This is a genomic window from Pseudogemmobacter humi (assembly GCF_900609055.1).
GTDB classification, from domain to species: Bacteria; Pseudomonadota; Alphaproteobacteria; order Rhodobacterales; family Rhodobacteraceae; genus Pseudogemmobacter; species Pseudogemmobacter humi.
Map to the genome: position 1 here is coordinate 109655 of NZ_UXAW01000051.1, position 14024 is coordinate 123678.

Annotated in this window: 11 protein-coding genes; 7 read left to right on the forward strand and 4 right to left on the reverse strand. The window is 65.4% G+C overall.

All coding sequences use genetic code 11. The annotated features are described in order from the left end of the window. The first annotated feature begins 251 nt into the window (after positions 1 to 251). The 7 genes from XINFAN_RS06800 to XINFAN_RS06830 are packed head-to-tail and all read left to right on the forward strand — an operon-like array spanning position 252 to position 8342. Positions 252 to 1574, forward strand: a complete 1323-nt coding sequence (locus tag XINFAN_RS06800; protein WP_233352152.1) for an ABC transporter substrate-binding protein — start codon at positions 252 to 254, stop codon at positions 1572 to 1574. Positions 1575 to 1589: 15 nt separating this feature from the next. After that, entirely contained in the window at positions 1590 to 2318 is a 729-nt protein-coding gene (locus XINFAN_RS06805) for an ABC transporter ATP-binding protein (RefSeq protein ID WP_124085733.1), read from the forward strand. Positions 2319 to 2354: 36 nt separating this feature from the next. Next, a complete protein-coding gene (locus XINFAN_RS06810) occupies positions 2355 to 3056 on the forward strand; it encodes an ABC transporter ATP-binding protein (protein WP_124085734.1) in 702 nt (233 codons plus the stop codon). 52 nt (positions 3057 to 3108) lie between these two features. Beyond that, positions 3109 to 3990, forward strand: a complete 882-nt coding sequence (locus tag XINFAN_RS06815; RefSeq protein ID WP_124085735.1) for a branched-chain amino acid ABC transporter permease — start codon at positions 3109 to 3111, stop codon at positions 3988 to 3990. After that, positions 3987 to 5645 carry a branched-chain amino acid ABC transporter permease gene (locus XINFAN_RS06820; protein WP_124085736.1) on the forward strand — a complete coding sequence of 553 codons (1659 nt, stop codon included), beginning with the start codon at positions 3987 to 3989 and terminating at the stop codon, positions 5643 to 5645. Before XINFAN_RS06815 ends, XINFAN_RS06820 begins: the two co-directional genes overlap by 4 nt. A gap of 14 nt (positions 5646 to 5659) precedes the next feature. Then, entirely contained in the window at positions 5660 to 6019 is a 360-nt protein-coding gene (locus tag XINFAN_RS06825) for a N,N-dimethylformamidase alpha subunit family protein (RefSeq protein WP_124085737.1), read from the forward strand. Position 6020: 1 nt separating this feature from the next. Then, complete coding sequence (locus XINFAN_RS06830; RefSeq protein WP_124085738.1) at positions 6021 to 8342, forward strand: N,N-dimethylformamidase beta subunit family domain-containing protein; 2322 nt, start codon at positions 6021 to 6023, stop codon at positions 8340 to 8342. Between the two features lie 499 nt (positions 8343 to 8841). On the opposite strand, the gene XINFAN_RS06835 is transcribed toward XINFAN_RS06830, so the two are convergent. The 4 genes from XINFAN_RS06835 to XINFAN_RS06850 are packed head-to-tail and all read right to left on the reverse strand — an operon-like array spanning position 8842 to position 14024. After that, positions 8842 to 9969: a serine hydrolase gene (locus tag XINFAN_RS06835; RefSeq protein ID WP_124085739.1), complete on the reverse strand. Its 1128-nt coding sequence runs from the start codon at positions 9967 to 9969 to the stop codon at positions 8842 to 8844. Further along, on the reverse strand, positions 9956 to 12049 hold the full coding sequence (locus XINFAN_RS06840) for an acetate--CoA ligase family protein (protein WP_124085740.1): 2094 nt from the start codon (positions 12047 to 12049) through the stop codon (positions 9956 to 9958). Before XINFAN_RS06840 ends, XINFAN_RS06835 begins: the two co-directional genes overlap by 14 nt. Next, complete coding sequence (locus tag XINFAN_RS06845) at positions 12046 to 13212, reverse strand: acyl-CoA dehydrogenase family protein (RefSeq protein ID WP_124085741.1); 1167 nt, start codon at positions 13210 to 13212, stop codon at positions 12046 to 12048. The genes XINFAN_RS06840 and XINFAN_RS06845 overlap by 4 nt, the downstream gene beginning before the upstream one ends. Continuing rightward, on the reverse strand, positions 13209 to 14024 hold the full coding sequence (locus XINFAN_RS06850) for an ABC transporter permease (protein ID WP_124085742.1): 816 nt from the start codon (positions 14022 to 14024) through the stop codon (positions 13209 to 13211). Before XINFAN_RS06850 ends, XINFAN_RS06845 begins: the two co-directional genes overlap by 4 nt.

Sequence of the window (14024 nt, forward strand, 5' to 3'; positions counted from 1 at the left end):
TATGGCTGCAATGTCTAGACGCTTTCGGTGAAGGAAGTCTGCATAAGACGAGGCTTTCCGGTCGTCTTGCTGGATTTCGGTCAAATTTGGCCTCCTGAATGTGTGGTTGGGGAGATCGACGCACATTTCCGTTGAAATCTTCCATTGACACGGAAGTCATCATGATCATACGTCTAGATGAAACGATAAATATAGATGTGTAAAGCATCAAATCAGACGGCCAAAGGCCGACCAACAAGGAGAGGTGAAAGATGAAGAACCTTCCGTTCCGCACCGCCGCCGGCGGGCTGCGGATGACCCGCCGCACCGCGGTGAAACTGTCGCTGGGCGCCGCCGCGACCCATCTTGCCGCCCCCGCCCTTGCGCAGGTCGGCAGCGACAAGATCCTGATCGGGGTGCCCGCCTCGCTGTCGACGCCTTACGGCGTGGCGGATGATACCGACCATGTGAACGGCACCATGCTGGCGGTCGAGGAGATCAACGCCGCGGGCGGCGTGCTCGGGCGCGAGCTTGAGATTTTCGTGGCCGATGTGGACAAGCTGTCGCCGGAAAGCGCGCGCCAGACCATCGCAGCCTGTATCGACCGCAAGGTCCATGCGATCTCGAACTCGTTCATCTTCGCGCCGATCCCGGCCATGGACGAATCCGCAAAATACCGCTGCCCCTATGTCCAGGGCAATACGCAGCGCGCGGCGACCGAGGCTTACCGCGAAAATCCCGAGAAATACGCCCATGTCTTCCAGACCGACCCGTCCGAGGTCAATTACGGCTGGACCTATCCGCTCTGGCTGAAAAAGATGGAGGAAACCGGGGTCTGGAAGCCGAAGAACCGCAAGATCCACATCGTCGCCGAGCAGGTCGCCTATTGCCAGACCATCCTCAAGGCCGCGCGCGAGGCGATCCCGAACTATGATTTCGAGCTGGCCGAAGTCACCGACATCCAGTTCCCGGTCAATGACTGGAGCCCGGTGATCCGCCGCCTGAAAGAGGTGGATGCGGCGGCGATCATGATCGACCACTGGGTCGCCTCGGAATATTCCGCTTTCTGCAAGCAATTCGCCGCCAATCCGGTGCCGGATTCGCTGGTCTATCTGCAATACGGTCCCTCGCAGCCGGAATTTCTGGAACTGGCGGGCCGCGCGGCCGAGGGCTTCTGCTGGAGCACCGTGCTTGGCATCTATGGCGATGAGAAGGGCCAGGCCTACCGGCAGAAATATCTGGCCCGCTACCCGGAATATGCGGGCAATATGGGCCTCGTCTATACCGGAAACGGCTATGATATCGTGCAATATCTGAAGCTTGCCTGGGAGGCGACCGGCAATCCCGAGGATTTCGCCGCCAACTGCGCCTGGATCCGCGCCAATCCCTATCGCGGCGTCTGCGGCATGATGAACATGAACAACAACCTCCAGGAGGGGCTGCACTACCCCAATAACGGCTTCGACAACCAGACCGATGTGCTGGAAGAGGGCATGGCGCAGCTTTTCGTCCAGGTCCAGGACGGCGAGCACAAGATCATCTGGCCGAACGAGGTTGCCGAATCCAGCCTGCGGCCCGCGCCGTGGTGGGGCTGAGGGGGCATCGGTCACATGACAGCATGGGATGAACAGATGCTGTTCTCCTGCCGGAATCTCTCGCTCGACCTGGGCGGGCGGGAGGTTCTGTCGGATATCAGTTTCGACCTGCGCGCCGGTGAGGTTCTGGGCATCATCGGCCCCAATGGTGCCGGCAAGACCAGCCTTCTGGAAATGCTTTCGGGGCGCTACCAGCCGAAATCCGGCTCGATCCGTTACGAGGGGCGGGATGTTACCAGACTGCCGCTGTTCGAGCGCTCGCGCCTCGGGATCGGGCGGACCTATCAGACGCCGCTGGTTCCCGAGCAACTGACGGTCGGAGAGACCTTCAAGGCCGCGCGTCAGGCCTACCGGCCTTATCTGACACGTTTCGACGCGGAATATGGCGCGAAGCTGGTGAATTTCACCACGCCATATGACACGCCGACCGCCCAGCTCAAGACCTTCGAGCGGCGCAAGCTGCTGTTGTCGTGCCTGCTGATGCGCGAGCCGAAGGTCCTTCTGATGGACGAACCGGCGGCGGGGCTCATCAATGCCGAGATCGACGAGATCGACCAGATCATGCGGATGCTCTCGAAAGAGATGAATGTCGCGGTGCTGATCGTCGAGCACCGGATCGAATTGCTCGAATCCATCGCCGACCGGGTGATCGTGATGGATGCGGGCGTGGTGATCGCCCAGGGCGAGCTGGCCGAGGTGATCGACAGCCCCGCCGTGCGCGAAGCCTATTTCGAAAACCACTGACCGGCCGCCGCAGACGCGGCCATTCCAGAGGAACACATGTCAGAGATACTGAAAGTGGAAGGCCTTTCGGCCGGCTACGGGCCTTTGCGTGTCCTGCACGACCTTGATCTGGTGATCCATGCCGGGGAAAGGGTGGGCATCGTCGGGCTGAACGGCCATGGCAAGACCACGCTTTTCTACGCCATCGCCGGGCTGACCGGCTGGCAGCGCGGCTCGATCGAGCTGGCGGGAAAGCAGATCGGCCGCACCCGCAGCCAGGGGCCGGGCCGCTACACGCACCAGATCGTGCGCCAGGGCCTCGCGATCATGCCGCAGGGCGATGAGATCTTCAACGGGCTGACGGTCGAGGAACATCTCGACAGCGGCGCCTTCACCCCCGAGGCCTGGCGCACCCGCAAGGAACGCAAGGAGCGCGTCCTCGACATCTTCGAGCCGCTCAGAAAGCTGATGAAGATGCCGGTCGGCCGTCTTTCCGGCGGCGAGCGGCGCATGGTCTCGATCGGGCGGGGGCTGATGACCGATGCAAGGCTTTATCTGGCGGACGAGCCCTCGCTGGGGCTGGCGCCGAAGATCGGCCTCGCGGTGATGGAGGCGCTGCTGAAGATCGACCTCAAGGGCAGCGCCATGTTCATCGCCGAGCAGAATGTCGCGCTGCTGGAAGGCAAGGTCGACCGCATCATCGGGATGCACGCCGGCAAGCTGAAGGGCGAGGCCTCGGCGGCCTCCCGTCTCGGATGAGGGGTCTCATGCCGCTTTCCCGCCACCGCAATTCATATGGGAGGGGTCCGCGATGGATGTCTTTTTCGTACTGACCAACGCGATCACCGTCGCCTGTATCTACGGGCTGATCGCGGTCGCGGTCTCGATCACCTGGTCGAGCCTCGGGCTGATCAACCTGGCTTACGGTTTCGTCTTCACCTTCGCGGGCTATGGCGCCTGGCTCGTGTCGCAACATGTCGGAGAGCACCCGCTGATCATCGCCGCGGCCGGCATCGCCATGGGGGCGCTTGCGGGTGTGCTGGTCTGCCTCGTGGTGTTCATCCCGCTGCATGACAAGCCGAATTTCACCACGCGCGGCATGATCGCCACCCTCGCGATCAGCCTGATCGGCAGCCAGAGCTTCCTGATGTTCTTCGGCCCGCGCCCGAAATCGCTGCCGGATCTGTTCGGATTCTGGAGCGTGGATCTCTTCGGCGTCACGCTGACCTCGGACAAGATCGGCATCGTGGTCTGTTCGGCGCTGATGCTGTTTCTGGTGGTGCGCTGGATGAAGGGCAGCCGCCGCGGGCTGGAGATCCGGGCGATGATGATGAACCCCCATGCCGCCTCGATTGTCGGCATCGGCATCCGCAGCACCGGGATCTATGTGATGGCGGTGACGGGGGCCATGGCGGGGCTGGCCTCGGTTCTCTTGTCGCAGACCTATTACATCGCGCCTTTCAACGGGCTGACGCCGCTGATCAAGGGCGTGTCCATCGCGCTTTGCGGCGGGCTCGGCTCGGTCCAGGGCGCGGTGATCGCCGCCATATTGCTCGGCCTCGTCGAGGCGCTGACCAATGAATTCCTCGGCGGCCAGTATGTGCTGATGACCCAGTTCCTCTTCATCATCGCCGTGCTGGTCGTCCGGCCGCGCGGGATCTCGGGGCTTCTCGACAAGGCGCGCGAACAATGAGCAAGAAACACGAAAAATCCGGCTACACCTGGATCAACCCGCTTGCGGCCTGGGGCACGGCGGTCGGCAATGCCGCCGCGCCCTCGGTCGAGGTTCCCGATATCCGCGAGGACTGGGACAAGGCGACCGGCTACAAGGTGAAGACCCATAAGGTCGGGCGGCTGAAGCATTACATCATCTGGCCGAACCATGGCGAAAAGCTCTGGAGCCGCTGGCGCTGGTGGCCGACGCGGCGCAACCTGCTGCATGTCACCGGCATCTACAACCGCAAGACCGCGATCGCCGAGACGAAGATCCTCGACCGCCGCCCGCTTTACTGGCTGATCTGTCTGGCCTTCCTGGCCATCGCGCCGATGCTTTTTCCCGACAATATGCAGAATACCCTGCTGACGGCGGGCACCATTTTCGGCATCTTCGCCGCGATCAATGTCTGCTGGACGCTGATCATCGGCACCGCGAGCATCTTTTCGCTGGCAAGCTATGCGGTGGTGGGGACGGCCGCCTTCCTGACCTCCTGGCTTTCGGTCACCTACGGCGTGCCCTGGTATGTGCTGCCGGTGATCGGAGCGGTGATCGGGCTGGTCTTCGGCGTCGCCATCGCCTTGCCCGCGCTGCGGCTGGACGGCTTCTATTACGCACTGCTGACGCTTGGCCTGAATGAGCTGTGCCGGGTCTTTTTCACCACCTCGCGCGAATTCGGCTCGGCCTCGGGCGGGCTTTACGGCGCCGACAGTTTCATCAGCGAATCCTGGGATCCGATGGTGCAGTCGCATGTCGGCTATTACTCGGCCTTCCTTCTGTTGCTGATGTCGCTGTCGCTGTTCCGGCTGATCAACGGCAAGAGGCTCGGCCGCATCCTGCGCATGGCGCCCGAAAAGCGCGAGGCTTTCGCCGCCGCCTGCGGAGTGGACTACAAGCGCGCGCGGATCATGATCTTCCTGATCACCTCGGTCGCGCTCGGCTTCATCGGCGGGTTCTATGCCGCGCAATATCGCGGCGTGGCCTTCTCGATCTTCAGCTTCGACACCGTTCTGCTGGGGCTTGCGATGCTGGCCATTGGCGGGATCGGCAAGGCCGAAGGCGCGGTTCTGGGCACGCTGGTCGTGATTTTCCTCGACAAGGTGCTGCTCGACTGGGGGCCGATGCGCCATTTCATGATCGGCGCGCTGATGCTGGCGGCGGTTCTGTTCCTCAACAACGGCTATTTCGGCATCAAGAAGCAGTTCAACGCCTGGCGCGAGAAGAAGCGCGGCGAATGGCGCTCGGCCCGGACCGAGAAGGGCGGCGAGGCGCTGCCGGAAGAGGCGACCGAGGTCGATGACAAGGACCAGCTCTATCTGCGCCGCTTCGACAAGATCCAGCGCGATTACCTCAAGACGCTGATCACGCCGGAGATCATCGAAGAGCATCGCCGTCAGCCGCTCGGCCAGCACAGCGAGGCGCTGGAGCGCGTGCTGCTCTATTTCCGCCGCGCCAGGATGGAGGACAAATACGCCCTCCACCGCGCAGGGCCAGAAGGGCCTTACAAGATCATCGCCTTTTCCGGCACGCGCGGCGTCTCGCCCCGCCTGGTCGATGACCGCGAATTCGCCACCGTCGATGAGGGCTATCACGGCGTGTTCATGCGCCGGGTCCACGACCTGATGGAATCCTGAGGAGAGATCCGGAAATGACCGATCCTGACATCATCTCCGAAGATGCCGACATCCATGTGCGGGCGAATTTCGACCGCTTCACCCGCGCCTATCTGCTTTCGGTGCTGAGCGATGCGCTGATCGAAGAGCATCGCCTGAAGCCCGAGGGCCATCACAGCGAGCCGCTGACCCGGCTGCTGAACTGGTGCCAGACCCGCCCGCTGGACGAGCAATATGCCGTTCTGGCCGGGACGGACGGGCGTTTCCGCGTGGTCCGGCTGTCGGGGAAGCGGCGCGTCCCGCCCGCGCCGGTCGGCACCGAAAGCTACGCGACCGTGCGCGAGGCCCGCCATGCGGCGTTTCTCAACCACATCAAAGATCTGACAGGGAAGTAACATGGCTCAGCAGAAAATCTTCGGTTACGCCAACCGGATCTCGGTGAAACAGGGCGAGGACATCACCTTCTACGTCAACTGCGACGGCGCCTCCGAGGCGCAGGTGCAACTCGTCCGGCTGATCCATGGCGACGCGCATGAGGCCGGTCCCGGCTTTCAGGAGGAAGAGGTCGCCCATCCCGCCAACGGCTCCTGGAAGGTGAAGAAGCAGTTCACCCAGCTTGGCAGCTTCCTTCAGGTCGCCGATCCCGACAACCGGCTTGCGGTTGACGGCGCTTTCACCATGTTCTGCCATATCTGGCCGACCATCCCGAAAAAGGGCGAACGCCAGACCCTGATGGGCCGCTGGGACACGAAGAACAACACCGGCTTCGCGCTTGCGATCAACCCCGAGGGGCGGCTGGAATTCCAGGTCGGCGATGGCAAGGAGGTGGATTACGTCACCGCCGAACTGCCGCTGGTGGCCAGGATGTGGTATTTCGTCGGCGTCTCCTTCGATCCGGCATCCGGCCAGGCCACGCTTTACCAGGAGGGGGTGGCGAACCGCTACAACTCGCTTCTGGGCAAGGTGGTGCCGCATGATTATGCCAGCCATGTCCGCCAGACCTTCCGCTTCCGGCAGAAGAATGCGCCCTCGACCCCCTTCCTGATCGCCGGCTCGCGCGACCATCACCTGCTGCGCGGCGATTTCGTCAGCGACCTCTTCGCCGGCAAGATCGACCGTCCGGCGATCTGCGACCGGGTGCTGAGCCGCGAAGAGCTTGACGCCTGCAAGACCGGCGCAAAGCCCAATGCCGCCGCCATCCTGGCCTGGTGGGACACCACCGCCGGCTACAGCGACCGCGGCGTCGGCCAGACGGTGTTCGACAGCGGGCCGCACGGGCTCGATGCCGAGGGGGTGAACCATCCCGTGCGCGCCATGACCGGCTTCAACTGGAACGGGCGCGACGATTGCTTCCGCCTGGCCCCCGAGCAATACGGCGGCATCGAATTCCATCCCGATGCCGTCACCGATTGCCGATGGGAGGAAACCGCGCGCATCACCGTGCCGCAGGATCTGAAAAGCGGCATCTATGCGATGCGGCTGCGCATTGGCCCGGGCACCGGCATCACCGAGGAATATATCGTCTTCATCGTGCGCCCGGCGAAACCCTCGGCGAAGCTCTGCTATCTGATCCCGACCGCCAGCTACCTGGCTTACGGCAACGAAAGCCTCAGTTTTGATGCCCATATCATCCAGCCGATGACCGGCCAGCCTCCGGTCGTGACCGAACTGGATGTCGAGACCTATGAGCATCGCGAATACGGGCTGTCGACCTATGACCATTTCGAGGACGGGGCAGGGGTCTGTTTCAGCTCTTATCTGCGTCCGGTGATCAACATGCGGCCGAAATACCGCATGTCGAGCATGAACATCACCTGGCAATTCCCGGCGGATCTGTCGATCTCGGCCTGGATCCGCCATCAGGGCTATGATTGCGATTTCATCACCGACGAGGATCTCGACCGCGAGGGGCTCGACGCGATCAAACCCTATAACTGCGTGATCACCGGCACCCACCCGGAATATGTGTCCGAGCGGATGCTCGACGCCCAGGAGGATTTCGTCGCGGGCGGCGGGCGGCTGATCTACATGGGCGGCAACGGCTATTACTGGGTCGTCGGTTTCTCGCGCGACAATCCCGCCTGTATGGAGGTCAGAAAGCTCGATTCCGGCATGCGGGCCTGGGCCGCGAAACCGGGCGAGCATTATCTGCAAACCACCGGCGAGAAGAGCGGCCTCTGGCGCAACCGGGGCCGCGCGCCGCAGAAGCTGACCGGGGTGGGCTTCATCGGCGAAGGCTTCGAGACCGCCTCGCCCTATCGTAAGATGCCCGATGCCTGGCACCGCACCGTGTCCTGGATCACCGAAGGGGTCGAGGGCGAGATCATCGGCGACCAGGGCCTCGCCTATGGCGCCGCCGGGGGGATCGAGCTTGACCGCTATGACCTGAGCCTCGGGACGCCGCCGCACACGAAGATCATCGCCGCGACCGGCGGGCATTCCGACAATTACGTGCTGGTGACCGAGGAACTGCTCTACGCCTATGCCGGGCTGGTCGGTTCGCTCGATTACCGGATCCGGGGCGATATGACCTATTTCACCGCGCCCAATCACGGGGCGGTGTTCTGCACCGGCGCGATCGGATACGGCCAGGCTTTGCCCGCGAACGGGTTCGACAACAGCGCGGCGAAGGTGCTGGCCAATGTGGTCGAGGCTTTCATCAAGGACGGACCTTTGCCGGGCACGAAATGGACGCTCGAAGAAAAGCAATGGCGCTAGGGCGGGTCGCCTGCCCCGGGGTTGTCACCGGGAACGGCCCCATCCTTTACTGATGTTATGTAGGTCATGCCGGGGTCCGGGTCGCTTTGCAGGTGAGCCGGGCCCCATAGCATGCGGGAAATGAGGTGCCGTTGAAGGTCGCGGCCGGGATCTTCAGGCAATCTTCCGAACCGCATCACAGAAGAGACCGGCCGTGGCGGGCGCTGAACGACTCCAAGGCCCTCAGCACCGCCGATGTGGGGCGGCGGGGGCCGGATCCGTCAGGGAAAGAGGCTTCCCGGCCGGTGCCTGTGCTCTGCAACAACGCCCGGGTGATCTGACGCCCAAACCGCGTTTCCTTCCCGAGCCAGGGTGCTGACGATGAGAGTGGTGGGAGCCGGCTGCGCTGCCGCTTCGGTTCACGGATTCATGGTGACGCGGGCAGCGGGACAGATGCGCGCCATGAGGAAACCTGCCCCGGTGTTCCGAGCCACGACTGCTCCGGCTATACTCTGGGCGATCAGGACAGCAGGCGCGTCAGTGCTGCCACCAGCCTTGCCATGAAGGCCTCATCATAACCTGACGGATTTTCCAGCACGCCGAGATAAACCGCGACCCGGCCGCTGTCGGGGTTTATCATCAGATATTGCCCGCCATAGCCCGCATGGCCGATCCGCGTGCCGTCGGTCATCAGATGTCCCGCATAGCGCTGGCCGGGCCGCGCCCGCGACAGGGGCGGACCTGCCGCGCGCCGGCAGGTCCCGATATACCCGGCGCAGCCCAGATTTTCGCCGCCGATGCCCCGCCCCCCGCGCGCGAACAACAGGCCGAACCGCGCCAGATCGAGCGCCGAAAGCACCCCGCCGCCGGAAAGGGCGGGCAGGCCCTCGGGGCTGAGGCTGATGTGGAAGCCGCCCTCATACCCCGCAGCGTCACAGATCCCGGCCAGGGCCGCCGGCAGATCGGTGAGCCCTGCCGCGATCAGGGTCAGCACATCGGTATTGGCCGATTTGTAGGCGACATAGCCCGAGCGGTTGACCGGATCGCCACCCGAAATCCCCGCCACGAATTGCGACAGCGTCATCTCGGGCATGCCATCGGCGGGCAGACGCCAGCCGAGCGCCTCTTCCTCGCGGTAGCAATCCGCGGCCGGATCGGCGTAGTTTTCCGAGAAGTCGTTGGCGACGTTCATATCCAGCAGGTCGCCGACCAGGGCGTCGCGGTAACCGCTGCCGAGGCCGGGCAGCAGGGCTCCGGCGCTGGCCTTCGGGTTCAGCAGCCCCCGGGCGATCAGGCGGCCCGCGATCAGATTCATGTGCATCTTGCTGACCGACTGGATCGAATGGGGTCGGGTCAGGCTGAAATCCGGGGCGGCTCTGGCGCAAAGCACCCGTCCTTCTTCGGCCACCACCAGGGCCGAGAAACCGGGCAGCCGCGACAGCCCCAGATCGTCCGCCACCCGGGCCAGCGCCGGGTCGGGCGCATCCTCCAGCCGCAGGATGCGCCGGGCGCGGATGCTCAGCGTGCGGCGAAAGATCAGATGGGCGTTGTGAAACCCGCGGCGGCGGTTTTCCGGCCGGTTCCAGCCCTGGCGCAGATCGGGCCCGACGCTGAGATCGGGGTTGGGCTCGCTGTCAGGCCAGGACATGGATCAGCGCATCCACGATCACCGCCCGGTCGGCGCAGGCGAAAAGCGGGTTGATCTCGATTTCGGCCAGATCCGGGCGCGACAGGAAAAGGCTTTGCAACCGGCAGATCACCGCGAGCAGCGCCTCCCGGTCGGCCGCCGTTGCGCCCCGGTAGCCCGCGAGCAGCGGCGCGATCCGCAGCGCGGACAGGGCCGCCCCGATCCGCTCCGGCGTCTCGGGCAGCAACAGGCTTGCGCTGTCTTGCAGGATCTCGACCAGCACGCCCCCGGCCGCCAGCGTCAGCACCGGCCCGAACTCGGAATCGCGGCGCAGGCCGACCAGCAGCTCGGCAACCGGCTTCGGCGCCATCTCTTCGATCAGGAAACGGTCGGTGACGGCGGCGGGGTCATAGGCGGCCACCCGCGCAGGCATCGCCTGCGCCGCCGCCAGCACGGCGGCGGAATCACCCAGGTTCAGCGCCACCGCCCCGGCATCGGATTTATGCGCGAGCCGCGGCCCCATCATCTTGAGCACCACCGGAAAGGTCAGCCCCGCAGCAGCGGCGGCCAGCCCCGCCCCGTCGCAGAGGCGCGCTGCGGGAACCGGCAGGCCCGCGGCGGCCAGCAGAGCCTTGCTTTCGGCCTCATCAAGGCCGCGCAGACGGGCCATGGGGCGCGCAGGCGCCAGCGGCGCGGGCGGCGCCGCGGCCAGATCGGCGCGGCGCTCGGCCCAGAGGGTCGCGTTGCGGATCGCCCCCAGCCCCTCGGCGATGCCGAGAAGCGGCGCGATGCCCTCGGCCGCCAGCCAGTCGCGGGTGGCGGGGTCGATGTTTTCATGCAGCGTCGCCAGAACCGCTGCCGGCAGGCCACGCGCCTGCGCCGCGCGCAGAAAGGCCCCGGCGTCGGCGTGGTAGTAACCCGCGCTTTCATCCAGCCCGGGCGCGGGATAGTCCTGCACCAGAACCGCCGCCGCCGCGCCGGTCAGATCCATCGCCTTGTCGAACACCGGCCCGGTCCTGTCGGCCTGGCCCCAGATCGGCGTCGTGTAATCCAGCGGGTTCGACACCGTGGCGATCGGCGGCAGCAAACCGGCAAGGCCGGGTTTCAGCGTGTCGGGAACGGCGGGGAACGAGAGGCCGATCCGCTCGGCCCGGTCCGCGAGCATGGTCGCCCCGCCGCCCGAACAGGTGAAGCCCGCCACCCGGTTCGCCTTCGGCGCGCCCGCGACGACAAGGAACTTCAGCGTCTCGATCAGTTCGGGCGGGGTTTCGACCCGGATCACCCCGGTCCGCGCGAAAAGCGCGTCGTAAAGATCGTCCGAGCCGGAAAGCGAGCCGGTATGGCTGACCGTCAGCGCCGCGCCGATCGCCGAGGCGCCGGTCTTGAGCGCGACGATGGGGATCCCGTTCGCAGCGGCGCGCAGGGCGACGGCGTGAAAGCGGGGGATGCTGCGCAGCCCCTCGATATGCAGCCCGACCGCGCGCACCCCGGGCTGGTCGATCAGGAAATCGGTGAAATCCTCGAGCGACAGCACCGACTGATTGCCGCAAGAGATCATATGCGTCAGCGGCAGGCCGCGCCGCGTCATGGTGATGTCGGAAGACAGCATCCCCGACTGGGTGACGATGGCGGCGCCGAAGCCCCGGGGGCTGTCGCCGCCATGGGCAAAGGGCCAGAGCGCGGTCTGCGACAGGTAGCTGATCGCGCCGTAGCAATTCGGGCCGATCAGCGCCAGATCCCCCGCCGCAGCGACCAGCGCGGCCTCAAGCGCCGCGCCTTCCGGCCCGGCCTCGCGGAACCCCGCGGTGTAGCAGACGATGCCGCCCGCGCCGGCCCGGCTGAGGGCGGCTGTCACCCCGACCGCCGCCGGGGCCGGCACCGCGAGGAACACCGCATCCGGCGGCTCGGGCAGATCCCCGACCGAGGCGAAACAGGGATGGCCCGCCATCTCGGACCGCGCCGGATTGACCGGCCATATCGCGCCGCGGAAGCCGCGCCGCTGCGCCTCGCCGATGGCGGTCAGACAGTCCCGGCCGCCGACAAAGGCGATGTGGCGCGGATTCAGAAGCCGCCCCAGATTGCTGCGTTGCGCCGGTGTCATGCCCCGAGCGGCCTCAGGATCGCGCGGGTGATGATGTGGCGCTGGATTTCCGAGGTGCCGTCCCAGATCCGTTCCAGCCGCGCATCGCGCCACAGACGCTGCACCGGCAGTTCCTCCATCAGCCCCATGCCGCCGTAGATCTGCACGCAATCGTCGGCGACGCGGTTCACCATTTCCGAGCAGTAGAGCTTGACCATCGACACATCGGCATCCGTCAGCACCCCTGCCTCGGCCCGCGCCACCGCATCGGCGACCAGAAGATCCCCGGCCCGCAGGCCGACCGCCATATCCGCCAGTTTGAAGCCGGTCGCCTGGAACTGGCCGACCGGCTGGCCGAACTGTTTGCGGCTGGCGGCCCAGTCGGTGGCCAGCCCAAGAAGCCGCTCGGCCTTGCCGCAGCAACTGGCCGCCACCCAGACCCGGCCCATCGTCAGCCACTGGCCGGCCAGTTCGAACCCGCGTCCTTCTTCGCCCAGGATCTGCCCGGGCCCGAGACGGACATCCGAGAAATGCAGCTGGAAGGTCTTGTAGCCCCGGTAGCTGACCGAGCGGTTGCCCTCGCGCAGCTCGAAGCCGGGCGTTCCGGCATCGACCAGAAAGGCGGTGACGCGCTTGCGCGGGCCGCGCCGGGTCTCGTCCACGCCGGTCACGGCGAAGACGATGGCGAAATCGGCCATGCAGGGCCCCGAGATGAAATGTTTCGAGCCGTTCAGGATCCAGTCCGCGCCGTCGCGCCGCGCGTTCGACTTCATCCCCATGGCGTCCGATCCGGCCTCGGGTTCGGTCAAAGCGAACAGTTCGCGCTTGTCGCCGCGCACGCAGGGCAGGAGATAGCGTTCGATCTGATCGCCCTCGCAGGCCAGCAGCAGCTCGGTCGGGCGCGCGATCCAGGAATGCAGCGCATGGCTGGTCTTGCCGTATTCGCGCTCGATCAGGCTCATCGCCTTCATCGAAAGCCCGCCGCCGCCCACCCGCTCGGGCAGGTTCGCAGCATAGAGCCCGATCTCTTTGGCGCGCGCCTCGATCCGGCGGCCGGTCTCTTCGGGAACGAAGCCCTGGCGGTCCACCAGGTCTTCATGCGGGTAGACTTCCTCGTTCAGGAAGCTGCGGACGGTCTGCAACAGCAGGCCGGTCTCGTCGTCGGGATCGAAATGGGCGGTCATCCGTTATCGCTTTGACTGGAGGAAAGATTGCGGGCGCGCCGTTGCAGCACCACCCAGACGAGAAAGGCCAGAAGCGTGACGCTCAGCAGCACGACGGCGGCGGCGGCCACCGAAGGGTCGGTGTTCTCGCGGATACCGTTCCACATCCGGCGCGGCAGCGTGTAGACGGCGAATTTCGACAGGAAGAGCGTCACGACGATCTCGTCCCATGAGGCGATGAAGGCGAAGACGGCGCCTGACAGCACGCCCGGACGGATCGCGGGCAGGATCACCCGCCGGAAGGTCTGGGCATGGCTGGCGCCCAGATTGCGCGAGGCCTGTTCGAGCCGGCGGTCGAAACCCGCGAGTGAGGCCGATACGGTGATCAGCACCAGGGGCGCGGCCAGCACCGTATGGGCGAGGATCAGCCCCGCATAGGTGTCGATCAGCCCGAGCGGCACGAACAGCCGATAAAAGGCCATCGCGGCGATGATCGGCGGCACCACCAGCGGCAGCAGCAGGAACGCGCGCAGCAGCCCCGCCCCTGCCGACATACGCCACAACCCGACCGCGGCCAGCGTTCCCAGGGTGGTCGCAAGGGCGGCCGAGGACAGTCCGATCACCGCGCTTTGCAGGAACGAGGACATCCATTCGGGCGAGCTGAAGATCTTGCGGTAATATTGCAGCGACAGACCGTCCCATGGCAGCGACAGGTAGTTCTGCGCGGTCAGTGAGACCGGCACCGCCACCAGCGCGGGCGCCACCAGGAAGATCAGCAGCCCCCAGGCGATGCGGCGATTGACCCGGACGGCCAGACTTGTTGCCCCGGTCAT